The 15,259-nt window shown below is 71.6% G+C and carries 15 protein-coding genes; 6 read left to right on the top strand and 9 right to left on the bottom strand.

Annotated elements, in window-relative coordinates; translation table 11 throughout:
- Window positions 1-25: 25 nt before the first annotated feature.
- The 8 genes from ACQEVM_RS04310 to ACQEVM_RS04275 are packed head-to-tail and all read right to left on the bottom strand — an operon-like array spanning window position 26 to window position 6,633.
- Entirely contained in the window at window positions 26-2,074 is a 2,049-nt protein-coding gene (locus tag ACQEVM_RS04310) for an NADH-quinone oxidoreductase subunit 5 family protein (RefSeq protein WP_433075122.1), read from the bottom strand.
- A complete protein-coding gene (gene nuoK, locus ACQEVM_RS04305; protein ID WP_053682653.1) occupies window positions 2,071-2,427 on the bottom strand; it encodes an NADH-quinone oxidoreductase subunit NuoK in 357 nt (118 codons plus the stop codon). Before nuoK ends, ACQEVM_RS04310 begins: the two co-directional genes overlap by 4 nt.
- A complete protein-coding gene (locus ACQEVM_RS04300; protein ID WP_433075118.1) occupies window positions 2,427-3,011 on the bottom strand; it encodes an NADH-quinone oxidoreductase subunit J family protein in 585 nt (194 codons plus the stop codon). The genes nuoK and ACQEVM_RS04300 overlap by 1 nt, the downstream gene beginning before the upstream one ends.
- Window positions 3,008-3,604, bottom strand: a complete 597-nt coding sequence (locus ACQEVM_RS04295) for a NuoI/complex I 23 kDa subunit family protein (RefSeq protein ID WP_433079800.1) — start codon at window positions 3,602-3,604, stop codon at window positions 3,008-3,010. The genes ACQEVM_RS04300 and ACQEVM_RS04295 overlap by 4 nt, the downstream gene beginning before the upstream one ends.
- On the bottom strand, window positions 3,601-4,569 hold the full coding sequence (locus ACQEVM_RS04290) for a complex I subunit 1/NuoH family protein (RefSeq protein ID WP_433075115.1): 969 nt from the start codon (window positions 4,567-4,569) through the stop codon (window positions 3,601-3,603). Before ACQEVM_RS04290 ends, ACQEVM_RS04295 begins: the two co-directional genes overlap by 4 nt.
- Complete coding sequence (locus ACQEVM_RS04285) at window positions 4,566-5,627, bottom strand: NADH-quinone oxidoreductase subunit C (RefSeq protein WP_433075112.1); 1,062 nt, start codon at window positions 5,625-5,627, stop codon at window positions 4,566-4,568. Before ACQEVM_RS04285 ends, ACQEVM_RS04290 begins: the two co-directional genes overlap by 4 nt.
- On the bottom strand, window positions 5,624-6,235 hold the full coding sequence (locus ACQEVM_RS04280) for an NADH-quinone oxidoreductase subunit B (RefSeq protein ID WP_433075109.1): 612 nt from the start codon (window positions 6,233-6,235) through the stop codon (window positions 5,624-5,626). Before ACQEVM_RS04280 ends, ACQEVM_RS04285 begins: the two co-directional genes overlap by 4 nt.
- Window positions 6,226-6,633 (bottom strand): NADH-quinone oxidoreductase subunit A, encoded by a 408-nt coding sequence (locus ACQEVM_RS04275; RefSeq protein ID WP_267796350.1) that lies wholly within the window; start codon window positions 6,631-6,633, stop codon window positions 6,226-6,228. Before ACQEVM_RS04275 ends, ACQEVM_RS04280 begins: the two co-directional genes overlap by 10 nt.
- Before the next feature lie 156 nt (window positions 6,634-6,789).
- Here ACQEVM_RS04275 and ACQEVM_RS04270 point away from each other — a divergent pair, with 156 nt between their 5' ends.
- The 5 genes from ACQEVM_RS04270 to ACQEVM_RS04250 all read left to right on the top strand — a co-directional run bounded on the left by ACQEVM_RS04270 (window position 6,790) and on the right by ACQEVM_RS04250 (window position 13,775).
- Window positions 6,790-7,980 (top strand): sensor histidine kinase, encoded by a 1,191-nt coding sequence (locus ACQEVM_RS04270; RefSeq protein ID WP_433075105.1) that lies wholly within the window; start codon window positions 6,790-6,792, stop codon window positions 7,978-7,980.
- Between the two features lie 276 nt (window positions 7,981-8,256).
- Complete coding sequence (locus tag ACQEVM_RS04265; protein ID WP_433075102.1) at window positions 8,257-9,591, top strand: sensor histidine kinase; 1,335 nt, start codon at window positions 8,257-8,259, stop codon at window positions 9,589-9,591.
- A gap of 269 nt (window positions 9,592-9,860) precedes the next feature.
- Window positions 9,861-10,520: a response regulator transcription factor gene (locus tag ACQEVM_RS04260; protein ID WP_433079798.1), complete on the top strand. Its 660-nt coding sequence runs from the start codon at window positions 9,861-9,863 to the stop codon at window positions 10,518-10,520.
- Window positions 10,521-10,753: 233 nt separating this feature from the next.
- Complete coding sequence (locus tag ACQEVM_RS04255; RefSeq protein WP_433075099.1) at window positions 10,754-12,703, top strand: 2-oxoacid:acceptor oxidoreductase subunit alpha; 1,950 nt, start codon at window positions 10,754-10,756, stop codon at window positions 12,701-12,703.
- Window positions 12,696-13,775, top strand: coding sequence for a 2-oxoacid:ferredoxin oxidoreductase subunit beta (locus ACQEVM_RS04250; RefSeq protein ID WP_433075096.1), 1,080 nt, complete (start codon window positions 12,696-12,698; stop codon window positions 13,773-13,775). Before ACQEVM_RS04255 ends, ACQEVM_RS04250 begins: the two co-directional genes overlap by 8 nt.
- A gap of 114 nt (window positions 13,776-13,889) precedes the next feature.
- On the opposite strand, the gene ACQEVM_RS04245 is transcribed toward ACQEVM_RS04250, so the two are convergent.
- Window positions 13,890-14,252 carry a winged helix-turn-helix transcriptional regulator gene (locus ACQEVM_RS04245; RefSeq protein WP_053678995.1) on the bottom strand — a complete coding sequence of 121 codons (363 nt, stop codon included), beginning with the start codon at window positions 14,250-14,252 and terminating at the stop codon, window positions 13,890-13,892.
- 98 nt (window positions 14,253-14,350) lie between these two features.
- On the opposite strand from ACQEVM_RS04245, the gene ACQEVM_RS04240 reads away from it, so the two are divergent.
- Window positions 14,351-15,208, top strand: a complete 858-nt coding sequence (locus tag ACQEVM_RS04240; RefSeq protein ID WP_433075092.1) for an SDR family oxidoreductase — start codon at window positions 14,351-14,353, stop codon at window positions 15,206-15,208.
- Window positions 15,209-15,259: the final 51 nt, after the last annotated feature.

Genomic DNA, 15,259 nt, shown 5'->3' with positions numbered 1-15,259 from the left:
ATATCAATCACGGCTGACTCACGGCTCACGATCCGGCGTTGACGTTGGCGAGGACGGCGGTGGCGATTGCCAGGACCACGGCGCCGGCGAGCAGGGCGCTCAGGTAGCTCTGCACGTTGCCGGTCTGGGCGCGGCGGACGAGGGCGCCGAGCAGCCGTGGACCCGCGCCCGCGCCGCGGACGTACGTGTCCACGACCTCCCGGTCGAGGAAGCGGACCAGGCCGGCGGCGGCCCGTACGGGGCGGACGAACAGCCGGTCGTAGGCGGCGTCGAGGTGGAAGCCGTCCGCCGCGTGGCGGTGCAGCGGGCCGAGGAGCGCCTTGCCGGGGTCGGGGGCGGGGCGCGCGGGGACGGTGGGGTGCTCCTGGGCGACCTCCGCGACCTCGGGGGTCTCGGCGGCGGATTCCGCCGCGGCGGTGGCGGCGGAGACACGGGCCGCGACGGCGGCGGGCTCGTCGGTGACGGCGGCGGCCGCGGGTCCGATCGCGGCGGGGGCCGCGTATGCCGTGGCGGCGGCGCGCTGCCAGAGGCCGTAGGTCAGCAGGACGCCGATGACGGCGGCGCCGACGCCGAGGACCGAGGTGACCACGGACGGGGTGAGCTGCTCGCCGTCGAACCAGTCGGCGAGGGGGCCGGCGGCGAGACCGAAGGCCACCGTGGGGATCGCCAGCAGCCACAGCACACCGGTCATGGCGACGGGCTCCTTGCCGTGGTCGGGGACGGCTGCGCCCCGGCCGCGGAAGGCCATCAGCCACAGTCGGGTGGCGTAGGCGGCGGTGAGCAGGGCGGTCAGCACGCCGGAGACGAGCACCAGCCAGCCGGCCGCGGCGGGGGCGAGGCCGGAGTGGCCGGTGGCGGTGCGCTCGGCGGCGACGAGGATCGCCTCTTTGGAGAAGAAGCCGGCGAAGGGCGGGATGGCGGCGAGCGCGAGGAGCGCGAGCGTCATCGTCCAGAACGCGTCGGGGATGCGCTTGGCCAGGCCGGCCGTACGGGACATGGCGGCCAGGGAGTTCGTCCCGGCGGCGTGGATGATCACGCCCGCGCCGAGGAAGAGGAGCGCCTTGAACGCGCCGTGCGACAGGAGGTGGAAGACGGCCGCGCCCCGGTCGCCGACGGCCAGGGCGCCGAGCATGTAGCCGAGCTGCCCCATCGTGGAGTAGGCCAGTACGCGCTTGATGTCGTCCTGCGCCAGGGCGGCGAGGGCCGAGCCGATCATGGTGACGGCCGCCATGGCGGCCATCACCACCAGCGCGGCCCGGGAGGCCGCGAAGACCGGGAGCAGGCGGGCGACGAAGTACACGCCGGCGGCGACCATCGTCGCGGCGTGGATCAGCGCGGAGACCGGGGTGGGGCCCGCCATGGCATCGGGCAGCCAGGTGTGCAGCGGGAACTGCGCGGACTTGCCGGCGACCCCGGCGAGCAGGAGCAGCGCGATCGGCGTCGGGTGGTCGAGGCCACCGGCGGCGACGGTGTCCAGGATGTCGGTGATCCGGAAGGAGTCGGCGTCGGTGGCGAGCGCGAACAGGCCGATGAGGAAGGGCACGTCGCCGAGCTTGGTGACGAGGAAGGCCTTCAGGGAGGCGGAGCGGGCCGCCTCGGTCTCCCAGTAGTGGCCGACGAGGAAGTACGAGCAGATGCCCATGACCTCCCAGCCGACGAGCAGCACCATCAGGTCGCCGGAGTAGACGACGACCAGCATGGCGGAGGTGAAGAGGGAGACCAGGGCGGCGTACGAGGGGTGGCGCGGGTCCTCGCGCAGGTAGGCCGTCGAGTACACCTGTACGCAGGTGGCGACCACGCCGACGAGCACGGCGACCAAGGCCGCGAAGCCGTCCAGGTACAGGCCGAGCTCGATCGGCACCGAGCCGGTCGGGGTCAGCTCGGTCGCGGTGTCGATGGCCGGGCCGCCGCCTTGCCGGACGGCGACGAGCACGGCCAGCACGGCGGCGCCCAGCGTCGGCAGGATGGCGAGCGGCCGGACGAAGCCGGGGGCACGGCGGCCGCACAGCAGTCCCGCCACCGCGCCCAGGAACGGGAGGAGGGGGACGAGGACCGCGAGGGTCGTGGTGCTCACGCGGTGACCTCGCTCTGGATGCTCGGATCGGTCGGGGCGGGCTCGTGGCCCTCGGCGGTGTCGCGCAGTCTGTCGACGTCCGAGGTGCCCCGGTTGCGGTACACCGTCAGCACGATCGCGAGGCCGATGCCGATCTCGGCGGCGGCGATGGCGATGGTGAAGAGGGTGAGGGCCTGGCCGGCGTGCAGGGCGTCGCGCAGCCAGACGTCGAAGGCCACCAGGTTGAGGTTGACGGCGTTGAGCATCAGCTCGACGGCCATCAGCACGAGGATGGCGTTGCGGCGGGCGAGTACCCCGTACAGGCCGACGCAGAAGAGGAGCGCCGCGAGGACGGCCGGGTAGGCGAGGTGCATCAGCGCGGCCCCTTCTGGTCGTCGGGGCCGGCGGCGGGGTCGTTCCTGCGGGACAGGACGATGGCGCCGATCAGGGCCGCGAGGAGGAGCACGGAGAGGGCCTCGAACGGCAGCACCCAGTGCTGGAAGAGGTACTCGCCGGTGACCCGGGTGGATCCCTGGGCGGCCCCGTCGAGGTCGATCCAGGTGGTGCGGAAGGCGTCGACGACGACCCAGACGAGTGCGACGGCGGCGACGATCGCGACGCCGAGGGCGACGGGGCGGTTGCCCGAGTCGGCGTCCGGGGACCGGCCGATGGGCGCCTTGGTCAGCATCAGTCCGAAGAGGAGCAGGACGACCACGGAACCGAGGTAGATCAGCACCTGCACCCACGCGATGAACTCGGCGGTCAGCAGCAGGTACTCGACGGCGATCCCGCCGAGCGCCACGACCAGCCACAGCGCGGCGTGCACGAGCTGTTTGGTGGTGACCGTGACGAGCGCCGCGCCGAGGGTGGCGAGGCCGACGAGGACGAACGCGATCTCGACGCCCGTCGGGGAGAGGAAGCCGGGGCCGGTGGCGGCCAGGGTGGCGGCGGGGCTCACGCGTCTCCCTCCGGGTCGGTCGGTGTCTCGGTCGCGGCGGCGGCTTCCGCGGCGGCGGCTTCCGCGGCGGCGGCTGCTTCCGCCTTGTCCACCGCCTTGCGGGCGGCGGCGATCTCCTTGGGCTCCTCTGCGGCCGGGTCCAGGGCGGGCGGGGCCGGCACGGTCCACATCCATTCGCGGAGCTTGTCGCGCTCGTGGGTGAGTTCGAGGATGTCGGTCTCCGCGTACTCGAACTCCGGCGACCAGAAGAGGGCGTCGAAGGGACACACCTCGATGCAGATGCCGCAGTACATGCAGAGGGAGAAGTCGATGGCGAAGCGGTCGAGGACGTTGCGGCTGCGCTCGCGGCCACCCGGGGCGGCGGCGGGCACCGTCTCCTTGTGGGAGTCGATGTAGATGCACCAGTCGGGGCACTCGCGCGCGCAGAGCATGCAGACCGTGCAGTTCTCCTCGAACAGACCGATGACGCCGCGGCTGCGCGGCGGGAGTTCGGGCTGCACCTCGGGGTACTGGGCGGTGTGCGAGCGCCTCGTCATCGTGCGCAGGGTGACGGCGAGGCCCTTGGCCAGGCCGGATCCGGGAACGGGCATCAGTTGATCGCCACCTTCACGATGCCGGTGAGCGCGATCTGGGCGAGCGCGAGGGGGATGAGGACGGTCCAGGCGAGCTTCTGCAACTGGTCCTCGCGCAGCCGGGGGTAGCTCACGCGGAGCCAGATCACCACGAAGGCGAGGACGGCGACCTTGAGGAGGGTCCAGACCCACCCCAGGTCGTCCCCGCCGAAGGGGCCGTGCCAGCCGCCGAGGAAGAGGACGGTGGTGAGGCCGCACAGGACGACGATGCCGGCGTACTCGGCGAGCAGGAACAGCGCGAAGCGCAGGCCGGTGTACTCGGTGTACGCGCCGAAGATGATCTCGGAGTCGGCGACGGGCATGTCGAAGGGCGGTCGTTGGAGTTCGGCGAGGCCGGCGACGAAGAAGACGAGCGCGCCGACGATCTGCCAGGGCAGCCACCACCACTGGAAGGCGTCGACGATGCCGGGGAGGGAGACCGTGCCGGCCGCCATGGCCACCGAGGCGGCCGTGAGCAGCATGGGCAGCTCGTACGCCAGCAGTTGGGCGGCGGTGCGGAGACCGCCCAGCAGCGAGAACTTGTTCGCGGAGGCCCAGCCGGCCATCAGGCTGCCGAGCACGCCGACGCCCATGACGGCGAGGGCGAAGAACAGGCCCGCGTCGACGACCTGGCCGACCGCGCCCTCGCCGGGGCCGATGGGGATGACGAGGAGGACCAGGAGGTAGGGGAGCAACGCGACGGCGGGGGCGATCTGGAAGATCCGCCGGTCGGCGTCGGCCGGGACGATGTCCTCCTTCTGCGCGAACTTCACGCCGTCGGCGACGAGCTGGGCCCAGCCGTGGAAGCCGCCCGCGTACATGGGGCCGAGGCGGCCCTGCATGTGGGCCATCACCTTGTGCTCGGTCTGCCCGACGACGAGCGGGAGCACGAGGAAGACGACGAAGACGACGATCAGTCGCAGGGCGACGTCGAGGACGTCGTTCACGCGTCGCCTCCGTTGTCGGGGGTGGGGTCGGGGGTGGAGTCGGGGGTGGACTCGGACCCGGGCGCCGAGTCCGGCTTCTTGTCCGGGGCCGTGGCCGGGGACTTGTCCGGGGCGGGTCCGTCCTCCGGGGTCGGGGGCGGGGCGGGCGGGGCGGCCGGCGCCGGTTCCTCGAAGGCGGGCTTCGGGTCGTGCCAGGGCGCGTCGCTGCTCCGCCCGGCCGGCGGCGCCGCGGGCGCGTCCGGGGTCCCGGGCGCCGGCGCGGGCGGACCGGCCTGGCTCGCGGAGCCGTCCGCGACCGACCTGCTGCGCCGCACCGGGCGTGCGGGGGCTTCGCCTTCGGCCGGGGGCGCCTGGGTCGCGGAGCCCTCGGCCACCGAGCGGGTACGGCGGACCGGAGCGCCCTCGCGGGGCGTGCGGGCCGGGGCGCCCGCGCCGCCGGCCGCGCGCGGGGTGCGGGCGGGGCGGGTGGGAGCCGGTGGCAGCTGGCCCTTGAGCGGGCCCCAGTCGTTGGGGTCGGGGACGCCCGGCGGCAGCATCTGCCGTCGCTTGGGCGCGTCGGGGTCGTGTGCCTCGCCCGGCTCCTTGGCGCCCGGCCAGGCCTTGGCGACGCGGGCCGCGAGCACGAAGTCCTTGCGCAGCGGGTGGCCCTCGAAGTTCTCGGGGAGCAGGAGGGGGACGAGGTGGGGGTGGTCGGTGAAGGTCACCCCGAACATCTCGAAGGTCTCCCGCTCGTGCCATTCCGCCCCCGCGTAGACGGCGACGGCGGACGGCAGCGAGGCCGCCGCGTGCGGGACGGTGGTCCGCAGCAGCAGGCGTCGCACGCGGTGGTTCTCCAGCGAGACGACGTGCGCGCAGACCTGGAAGCCGGTGCCCGGCTCGTCGACCGCGCTCAGCCAGTCGAAGTAGGTGCAGCCCAGCTTGTCGCGGGCGATCTCCAGCGAGGAGATCCAGGATCCGACGGGCACGTCGACCGTGAGGACGTCGTACGCGAACGAGCCCACGGCCTCGGCGCCGAAGACGGTCGCCGCCGCGTCGGGCAGGGAGTCGTAGAGGTTCACTCGCCGGCTCCCGCCGTGGCCGAGGGCGCGGGCGGGGGCGTGACCAGGCCGCTGGTGAGTTGGGCGACGGACGGATTCGCGTAGCGGTCCGCGAGCGACTCTCGGGCGATCTTCTCCTGGAGCTTGAGGATCCCCTGGAGCAGCGCCTCGGGGCGCGGCGGGCAGCCGGGCACGTAGACGTCGACCGGGATGATCTGGTCGACGCCCTTCGTGACGGAGTACGAGTCCCAGTACGGTCCGCCGCAGTTGGAGCAGGCGCCGAAGGAGATGACGTACTTCGGCTCGGGCATCTGCTCGTAGAGCCGCTTCACGGCGGGGGCCATCTTGTCGGTGACCGTGCCCGAGACGATCATCAGGTCGGCCTGCCGGGGACCCGGTGCGAAGGGGATGACACCGAGTCGGATGAAGTCGTGTCGGGCCATGGACGCGGCGATGAACTCGATCGCGCAGCAGGCCAGGCCGAAGTTGAAGACCCACAGGCTGTAGCGGCGGCCCCAGTTCAGGACCACCTTCATGGGTTCGGGTGCCAGTCGGGAGAGCACTCCCAGCCGCTTCGGCTCGGGAAGCGGCTGCGGCTCGGCCGGTGTCCCCGCCGGTGTCACAGCCATTCGAGGACGCCCTTCTTGTACGCATAGAGCAGGCCGACGGCCAGGAAGCCCAGGAAGACGAACATCTCGACCAGGGTCGTGGCGCCGTAGCCGGCGGCGGCGAACACGGTCGCCCACGGGAACAGGAAGATCGAGTCGACGGCGAAGATGACGTAGAGGAACGCGTAGACGTAGTAGCGGACCTGGGTGTGTGCCCAGCCCTCGCCCACGGGGTCCACGCCGCACTCGTACGTCAGGAGCTTCTCGGGGGTGGGGACCACGGGCCGCAGCAGTCGGCCGGCGCCGAAGGCCACGGCGACGAACAGCACGCCGAGCACGGCGAGCAGGCCGACGACCGAATAGCTTCGGAAGTAGTCCGCCGCGTGCACGGTCACGGTCGATACCGTTGGGTCGGGCACGTCCGTTCCTCGCTCCTCGGCCACTGTCGACGATCTGGGTGATCTGGTACGCACGGGAGTCTAGGGCCTGGGCCAGGCGGGGTGGGGTTATCCCCCGTTCACCGCCGCCGGGCCACCCCATGGCGACTCCTGACGGAAATTGGCAGGCTGTGCGGCATGACCGCGAGCATCCGCACTTCCCAGGACGACCTCCTCCCACCCGTACGTGCGGCCTTCGGCGCGGCCACGTGGAAGGAGATCGCGTACCTGCTGAGCAATCTGCCGGCGGCCCTGGTCGGTTTCGTCTACACGGTGGTCACGGTCTCGACCGCGGGCGGTCTGTCCGTGACCGCGATCGGGCTGCCGTTGCTCGCGTGCGGGCTGCTCGGTTCGCGACAGCTCGGCAAGCTGGAACGGGCCCGTTCCCGGTGGCTGTTGGGCATACGGCTGGACGAGCCGACGCCGATCCCCGGCCCGCGGCGCTCCGGCGGGTTCTTCCCCTGGCTGTGGTCGAGCATCAAGGATCCCGTCGCCTGGCGGACCGTGCTGTTCGAACTGGTTCGGCTGCCCTGGGGGGTGCTCACCTTCACCGTCGCGTTGACGGGGCTGTTCGTGTTGTGGCCCGTCCTGCCGTGGGTGGCCCGCTGGCTGACGAGCGTGGACCGGGCGATGGTACGGGGCCTGCTGTCCCCCTCCGACGAGCTGGAGCGGCGGATCGCGGAGCTGGAGTCCGACCGGACGGTGGTCGTCGACACCTCGGCCGCCGACCTGCGGCGCATCGAGCGGGACCTGCACGACGGGGCCCAGGCCCGGCTGGTGGCCCTGGCGATGGGGCTGGGCCTGGCGAAGGAGAAGCTGCTGGAGGACCCGGAGGGCGCGGCCGCGATGGTGGACGAGGCACACGGGGAAGTGAAACTGGCGCTCCAAGAGCTGCGGGACCTGGCGCGGGGCATCCACCCGGCGGTCCTGACGGACCGGGGGCTGGACGCGGCGCTGTCCTCGGTGGCCGCGCGGTGCCTGGTGCCGGTGAAGGTGCACGTGGACCTGGCGGCGCGACCGGCGGCGGCGATCGAGGGGATCGCGTACTTCGTGGTGTCGGAGCTGCTGCAGAACGTCAGCAAGCACGCGGCTGCGCGGGGCGCGGGCGTGGAGGTGTGGCGGACGGGTCCGCGGCTGCTGATCCGGGTGTCGGACGACGGGCGCGGTGGCGCGTCGGCGCGGGCCGGTTCGGGTCTGGCGGGGCTGACGGAGCGGCTGGACGCGGTGGACGGGGTGTTCGTCGTGGACTCCCCGGAGGGTGTGGGGACGACGGTCACGGCGGAGCTGCCGTGGCGCGACCGGGAGCCGGCGGAGGTACCGGGCCGGTAGGTCCCGCCGGGCCGGTGGGCCCCGTCGTGCCGGTGGGCCCCGCCGTCTCGTTCGGTTCCGTCGTCTCGTCCGGTTCCTGCGGCGACGTGGTGGGTGCGGCGAAGTGGAGGGTGCGGGACCCCCGTCCGGGTGGACGGGGGTCCCGCTTTCGCGTGCGGGGTTGGGGTGGGTGGGGTTAACCCCCCTCCGGACAGGCCGACCCGCCGCATGGTCCCGGAAGTGCCCCGGCGGCAGGGTTGAGGGGTAACGGGCGGACACGAAGGGCGGGTCGGGATCATGGGCAAGGACACGGGCACGAGCACGAGCACGGCGATCGGCACGGTGTTGCGGGCTCCGGTGGCGGCGCGGACCTGGCGGGAGTTGGGGTTCCTGATGCTCGGGTTCCCGCTGAGCACCCTGTACTTCTGCCTCGCCGTCACCGGCGTGAGCCTCGGCGCAGGTCTGCTCGTGACCTTCCTCGGGGTTCCGGTCCTGGCCGGGGTGCTCGCGATGTGCCGCGGCTTCGGACAGGTGGAGCGGGCCCGGGTGCGGGGGCTGCTGCGGGTGGACGTCGCGGACCCCGAGCCGATCAGGGCCCGCAAGAGCGGGGCGATGGCCGCCATGGGGGCCCTGCTGAAGAGCGGGAGCGCCTGGCGGCACGTGTTGTACTCGGTGATCCACTTCCCGTGGGCGGTGTTCGGCTTCTGCGTGGCGCTGGTGTTCTGGACGTACGGGTGGGGCTTCCTGCTGTACCCGCTCTGGTTCTGGGTCTTCCCGGCCTTCACCGATCAGCCCGGTCTCCAGGTGTTCCAGAACGACGACTACTCCCTCTACCTGGACTCCCCGCTCGCCATCGTCACCACCTTCCTGGTCGGACTTGCCCTCACCCTCGCCACCCCCTGGGTGCTGCGCGCCCTGACGACCGTGGACCGGGTGCTGATCACCGGCCTGCTGGGCCCCTCCCGGCTCGCCCATCGGGTCACGGAGCTGGAGTCCGACCGGGGTGTCGTGGTGGACACCGCCGCCGCCGACCTGCGGCGCATCGAGCGGGACCTGCACGACGGAGCCCAGGCCCGCCTGGCGGCCCTGGCCATGGACCTGGGGCTGGCGAAGGAGAAGCTGACCGAGGACCCCCGGGAGGCCGCGCGCATGGTGGACGAGGCACACGGCGAGGTGAAGATCGCCCTCCAGGAGCTGCGGGACCTGGCGCGGGGCATCCACCCGGCGGTCCTGACGGACCGGGGACTGGACGCGGCGCTGTCCTCGGTGGCCGCACGCTGCGCGGTGCCGGTGCGGGTGTCGGTGGACCTGCCGGCCCGGCCGGCGGCGGCGATCGAGGGCATCGCGTACTTCGTGGTGTCGGAGCTGCTGCAGAACATCAGCAGGCACGCGATGGCCCGTACCGCGAGCGTGGACGTCTGGCGGTCCGGCGACCGGGTGCTGATCCAGGTCGCGGACGACGGCCGGGGCGGGGCGTCGGCCGCGGCCGGGTCGGGGCTGGCGGGGCTCACCGGGCGGCTGGACGCGGTGGACGGGGTGCTCGTCGTGGACTCCCCCGCCGACGGCGGTACGACGGCCACCGCCGAACTGCCGTGGCGCGACCGCGAGCCGGCCGGCGTACCAGGGCGCTAGGCCCTGTCGTCGAACTGGCGCCGCGGGGCCCCCGCCGGATGGGCGGGGGCCCGTCCGCGTGCCCGGCGGCCGGTGCGCCGAGCCCGACGCACCGCACCGCACCGCGCTGCACCGCACCGCACCGCACCGCACCGCATGGTCGAATACCGGCCGACGGCGACCAGTTGGCCTGGATTCGCCGTCGGCGGGGCGGCCGGCTGGGATGCTTGGGTCTGCCAGGTATGCGGGTGACGAGTGGATGCGGGAGCTGCTGAGAAGTGGAAGACAGGGTGCGGGTGGTCATCGCCGAGGATTCAGTGCTGCTGCGCGAGGGCCTGACCCGGTTGCTGACCGACCGGGGGCATGACGTCGTCGCCGGCGTCGGGGACGCGGAAGCCCTGATCAAGACGGTGGACGAGCTGGCGGCGCAGGGCGCGCTGCCGGACGTGGTGGTGGCCGACGTACGGATGCCGCCGACGCACACCGACGAGGGGGTGCGGGCCGCCGTACGGCTGCGCCGCGACCATCCCGGGATCGGGGTGCTCGTGCTGTCGCAGTACGTGGAGGAGCAGTACGCCACCGAACTGCTGGCCGGTTCCAGCACCGGGGTGGGGTATCTGCTCAAGGATCGGGTGGCCGAGGTCCGGGAGTTCCTGGACGCGGTGGTGCGCGTGGCCAGGGGCGGTACGGCCCTGGACCCCGAGGTGGTCGCCCAGCTGCTGGGCCGCAGCCGCAAGCAGGACGTGTTGACGAACCTGACGCCGCGCGAGCGGGAGGTGTTGGGCCTGATGGCCGAGGGGCGCACGAATTCCGCGGTGGCGAAGCAGCTCGTGGTGAGTGACGGCGCGGTGGAAAAGCACGTCAGCAATATCTTCATGAAGCTCGGCCTGTCCCCGAGTGTGGGGGATCACCGGCGCGTTCTGGCGGTTCTCACCTATCTAAGATCCTGATCAACTGACACCCTGTCAGGTGAGGTGTGGTGGTACCGGCCCCGAAACGCACCAGTCAGGGTCCGGCACCATCGCCCGGAGGTTTGGAATATTTCGCTTACTGCACGACGTCTGTCGGACAGACCGCCCCCAAAGGACGGTCCAGAATTCGGGCGACCCAGGGACGAATGACCTCACGGACGTAGGGTTGGCCTTGGGAGCGAGCGCCCACGCCTCGAAGGAGGTCCAGTTCAGTGACCAGCCAGGTCAGTAGCCCGGCCGAGCAGGCCGACGGGGCCGAAGGGTCAGTCGTCGGCGAGCAGCGCACGTCGCCGCGGCCCGGTGGGAGCGGCAAGGAAGTCCGCCGCCTCGATCGTGTGATCATCCGTTTCGCGGGTGACTCGGGCGACGGAATGCAGCTCACCGGCGACCGTTTCACCTCGGAAACCGCGTCCTTCGGAAACGACCTCTCGACCCTGCCGAACTTTCCCGCCGAGATTCGCGCCCCCGCCGGAACTCTTCCGGGCGTGTCGTCCTTCCAGCTGCATTTCGCCGATCACGACATCCTGACACCGGGCGACGCCCCGAATGTGCTGGTGGCGATGAATCCGGCGGCGCTGAAGGCGAATATCGCGGACGTTCCGCGCGGCGCGGAGATCATCATCAACACCGATGAGTTCACCAAACGCCCGATGGCGAAGGTCGGCTACGCGACCTCCCCGCTGGAGGACGGCTCGCTGGACGGGTACAGCATTCATCCGGTGCCCCTGACGACGCTGACGGTGGAGGCGCTGAAGGAGTTCGGGCTGTCGCGCAAGGAGGCCGAGCGCAGCAAGAACATGTTCGCGCTGGGCCTGCTGTCGTGGATGTACCACCGTCCGACGGAGGGCACGGAGCGGTTCCTGCGGACCAAGTTCGCGAAGAAGCCGGAGATCGCCGAGGCGAACGTGGCCGCCTTCCGGGCCGGCTGGAACTTCGGCGAGACCACCGAGGACTTCGCCGTCTCCTACGAGGTCGCGCCCGCGACGAAGTCCTTCCCGACGGGCACCTACCGCAACATCTCCGGGAACCTGGCCCTGTCGTACGGGCTCATCGCCGCGGCCCGGCAGGCGGACCTCCCGCTGTACCTGGGCTCGTACCCGATCACCCCGGCGTCGGACATCCTGCACGAGCTGAGCCGGCACAAGAACTTCGGCGTACGGACCTTCCAGGCCGAGGACGAGATCGCCGGGATCGGCGCGGCCCTGGGCGCGGCCTTCGGCGGCGCCCTGGGGGTCACGACCACCTCGGGCCCCGGTGTGGCGCTGAAGTCGGAGACCATCGGTCTGGCGGTGTCGCTGGAGCTGCCGCTGCTGATCGTGGACATCCAGCGCGGCGGGCCCTCGACGGGGCTGCCGACCAAGACCGAGCAGGCCGACCTGCTCCAGGCCATGTACGGGCGCAACGGCGAGGCACCCGTCCCGATCGTGGCCCCGCGCACCCCCGCGGACTGCTTCGACGCGGCGTTGGACGCGGCCCGGATCGCGTTGGAGTACCGGACCCCGGTGTTCCTGCTGTCCGACGGTTACCTCGCCAACGGCTCCGAACCGTGGAGGATCCCCGAGGTCACGGACCTGCCGGACCTCACGGTGCAGTTCGCGGCCGGTCCGAACCACGAGCTGGCGGACGGCACCGAGGTGTTCTGGCCCTACAAGCGCGATCCGCAGACCCTGGCGCGCCCGTGGGCGGTTCCCGGCACTCCCGGCCTCGAACACCGCATCGGCGGCATCGAGAAGCAGGACGGCACCGGCAACATCTCCTACGACCCCGCCAACCACGAGCTCATGGTCCGCACCCGCCAGGCCAAGATCGACGGCATCCGGGTCCCCGACCTGGACGTGGACGACCCCGACGAGGCCCGCGTCCTCGTCCTCGGCTGGGGCTCCACCTACGGCCCCATCACCGCGGCCGTACGCCGGGTACGGGCCGCCGGACTGCCGATCGCGCAGGCGCACCTGCGTCACCTCAACCCGTTCCCGAGGAATCTCGGGGAGGTCCTGAAGCGTTACGAGAAGGTAGTGGTGCCGGAGATGAACCTCGGGCAGCTGGCCACCCTGATCCGGGCCAAGTACCTGGTGGACGCCGCGTCGTACAACCAGGTCAACGGGATGCCCTTCAAGGCCGAACAGCTGGCGACGGTCCTCAAGGAGGCCATCAATGACTGACGTCACCGAGGTGTCCGAAGCCGGGCATCATCTGCTGTCCCTCGTGCCCAAGGCCGAGGGGAAGCAGTCGATGAAGGACTTCAAGTCGGATCAGGAGGTCCGCTGGTGCCCGGGCTGCGGCGACTACGCCGTGCTCGCCGCCGTCCAGGGCTTCATGCCCGAACTCGGCCTCGCCAAGGAGAACATCGTCTTCGTCTCCGGAATCGGCTGCTCCTCCCGATTCCCCTACTACATGAACACCTACGGCATGCACTCCATCCACGGACGCGCACCCGCCATCGCCACCGGCCTCGCCACCTCCCGCCGCGACCTCTCCGTCTGGGTCGTCACCGGCGACGGAGACGCACTCTCCATCGGCGGAAACCACCTCATCCACGCCCTCCGCCGCAACGTCAACCTCAAAATCCTCCTCTTCAACAACCGCATCTACGGCCTCACCAAAGGCCAGTACTCCCCCACCTCCGAACTCGGCAAAATCACCAAATCCACCCCCATGGGCTCCCTCGACGCCCCCTTCAACCCCGTCTCCCTCGCCATCGGAGCCGAAGCCGGCTTCGTCGCCCGCACCATCGACTCCGACCGCAAACACCTCACCGACGTCCTGCGCCAAGCCGCCGACCACCAAGGCACCGCACTCGTCGAGATCTACCAGAACTGCAACATCTTCAACGACGGCGCCTTCGAAGCCCTCAAGGACAACGAACAAGCACAAGACGCCGTCATCCGCCTCGAACACGGCCAACCCGTCCGCTTCGGCACCGACCACACCAAAGGCGTCATCCGCAACCCCACCACCGGCGACCTCGAAGCAGTCACCCTCACCCCCGAGAACACCCCCCACCTCCTCATCCACGACGCCCACACCACCAGCCCCACCACCGCCTTCGCCCTCTCCCGCCTCGCCGACCCCGACACCCTCCACCACACCCCCATCGGAGTCCTGCGCAGCGTCCAACGCCCCGTCTACGACACCCTCATGGCCGACCAACTCGACACCGCCATCGATCGGAACGGCAAGGGCGACCTGACGACGCTGCTGACCGGCAACGACACCTGGACCGTGGTCGGCTGATCGACCGCCGGCCGGCGGTCGCGTCTTCGACCGCGCCTCGTGCGCCATGAGGACCGGTACGGCGAGCGGTGCGAGCCGATGGCGGCAGGACGTGCGGCGGGAGCCCGGAGCGCGCTACGCGGTCCGGGCTTCGTCGTACGCGGCGCGGGCCGCCTGCACGTCGGCCGTCCGACGCTCGGTCCAGCGGGCGAGCGCCCACACCTGCTCGGCGGCCTCGCGGCCCAGGTCGGTGAGCGAGTAGTCCACCCGGGGCGGGATCACCGGCTGCGCCTCGCGCAGCAGGAATCCGTCGCGCTCCAGCGTCTGGAGGGTCTGGGCCAGCATCTTCTCGCTGACCCCGGCCACCTCCCGACGGAGTTCGCTGAACCGGTACGAACGCTCGACCAGGGCGGCGAGCACGAGGACGCCCCAGCGGCTGGTGACGTGTTCCAGCACGCCGCGGGAGGGGCACATCGGGGCCTTCACACTTACCTGCATGTAAGTACCTTACTTCAGAGTGGGTACTTCCGAATAGTTAGCGCTCTCCGTACGGTAGTGGCATCAGCCCGCACCGCCGGACCACCCAGGAGCGCACCATGAGCAGCATCGTCGTCACCGGAGCCACCGGATCCCTCGGCCGCCTCGTCATCGAGGAGCTGCTCGAACGGGTCCCCGCCGAGCGCGTCGCCGTCGTCGTGCGGAACAAGGAGAAGGCCGCCGACCTGGCCGCGCGCGGCATCGACGTACGGATGGCCGACTACGACGAGCCGGCGAGCCTGGCGGGGGTCTTCGGGGCCGGCGACCGGGTGCTGCTGATCTCCGGCAGTGAGGTCGGACGCCGGGTCCCGCAGCACACCGCCGTGATCGACGCGGCGAGGACGGCCGGCGTGGCGCAGCTCGCGTACACCGGCATCCTCGGCGGGCCCGAGGCGGACTTCGACCTGGCGGCCGAACACAAGGTCACCGAGCAGGCGATCCTCGACTCGGGGCTCCCGTACACCTTCCTGCGCAACGGCTGGTACCACGAGAACCACACCGCCCAACTGCCCGTGGTGCTGGAGCACGGCGCGGTCGTCGGCAGCGCCGGCGAGGGCCGGATCGCGTCCGCCGCGCGGGCGGACTACGCCGCGGCGGCGGCGGCGGTACTGACCGGCGACGGGCACCTGAACGCGGTGTACGAGCTGTCCGGCGACACGGCCTGGAGCCTGGCGGAATACTCGGCCGAGGTCGCGAAGCAGTCCGGCCGCGAGGTCGCGTACGCCGAGGTGCCGGCCGAGGCCCACCTGGGAATCCTGACCGGCGCGGGGGTGCCCGAGGGCTTCGCGGCGATCCTCGTCGACGTGGACGCGGCAATCTCGCGCGGCCGGCTCGCGGGGACCACCGGCGACCTGGCCCGCCTGATCGGACGCCCGACGACCCCGATGGCGACGGCCATCGCCTCGGCCCTGGCCTGAGCCGCGCCGGGGGCCGGCCCGGGTCGAGGCTCGTTCGAGGCCGGCTCGACC

This window comes from Streptomyces sp. CA-243310, assembly GCF_050936775.1.
Lineage (GTDB): Bacteria > Actinomycetota > Actinomycetes > Streptomycetales > Streptomycetaceae > Streptomyces.
Note: the sequence above shows the minus strand (reverse complement) of the source record. Positions and strands in the feature narration are given on the sequence as shown.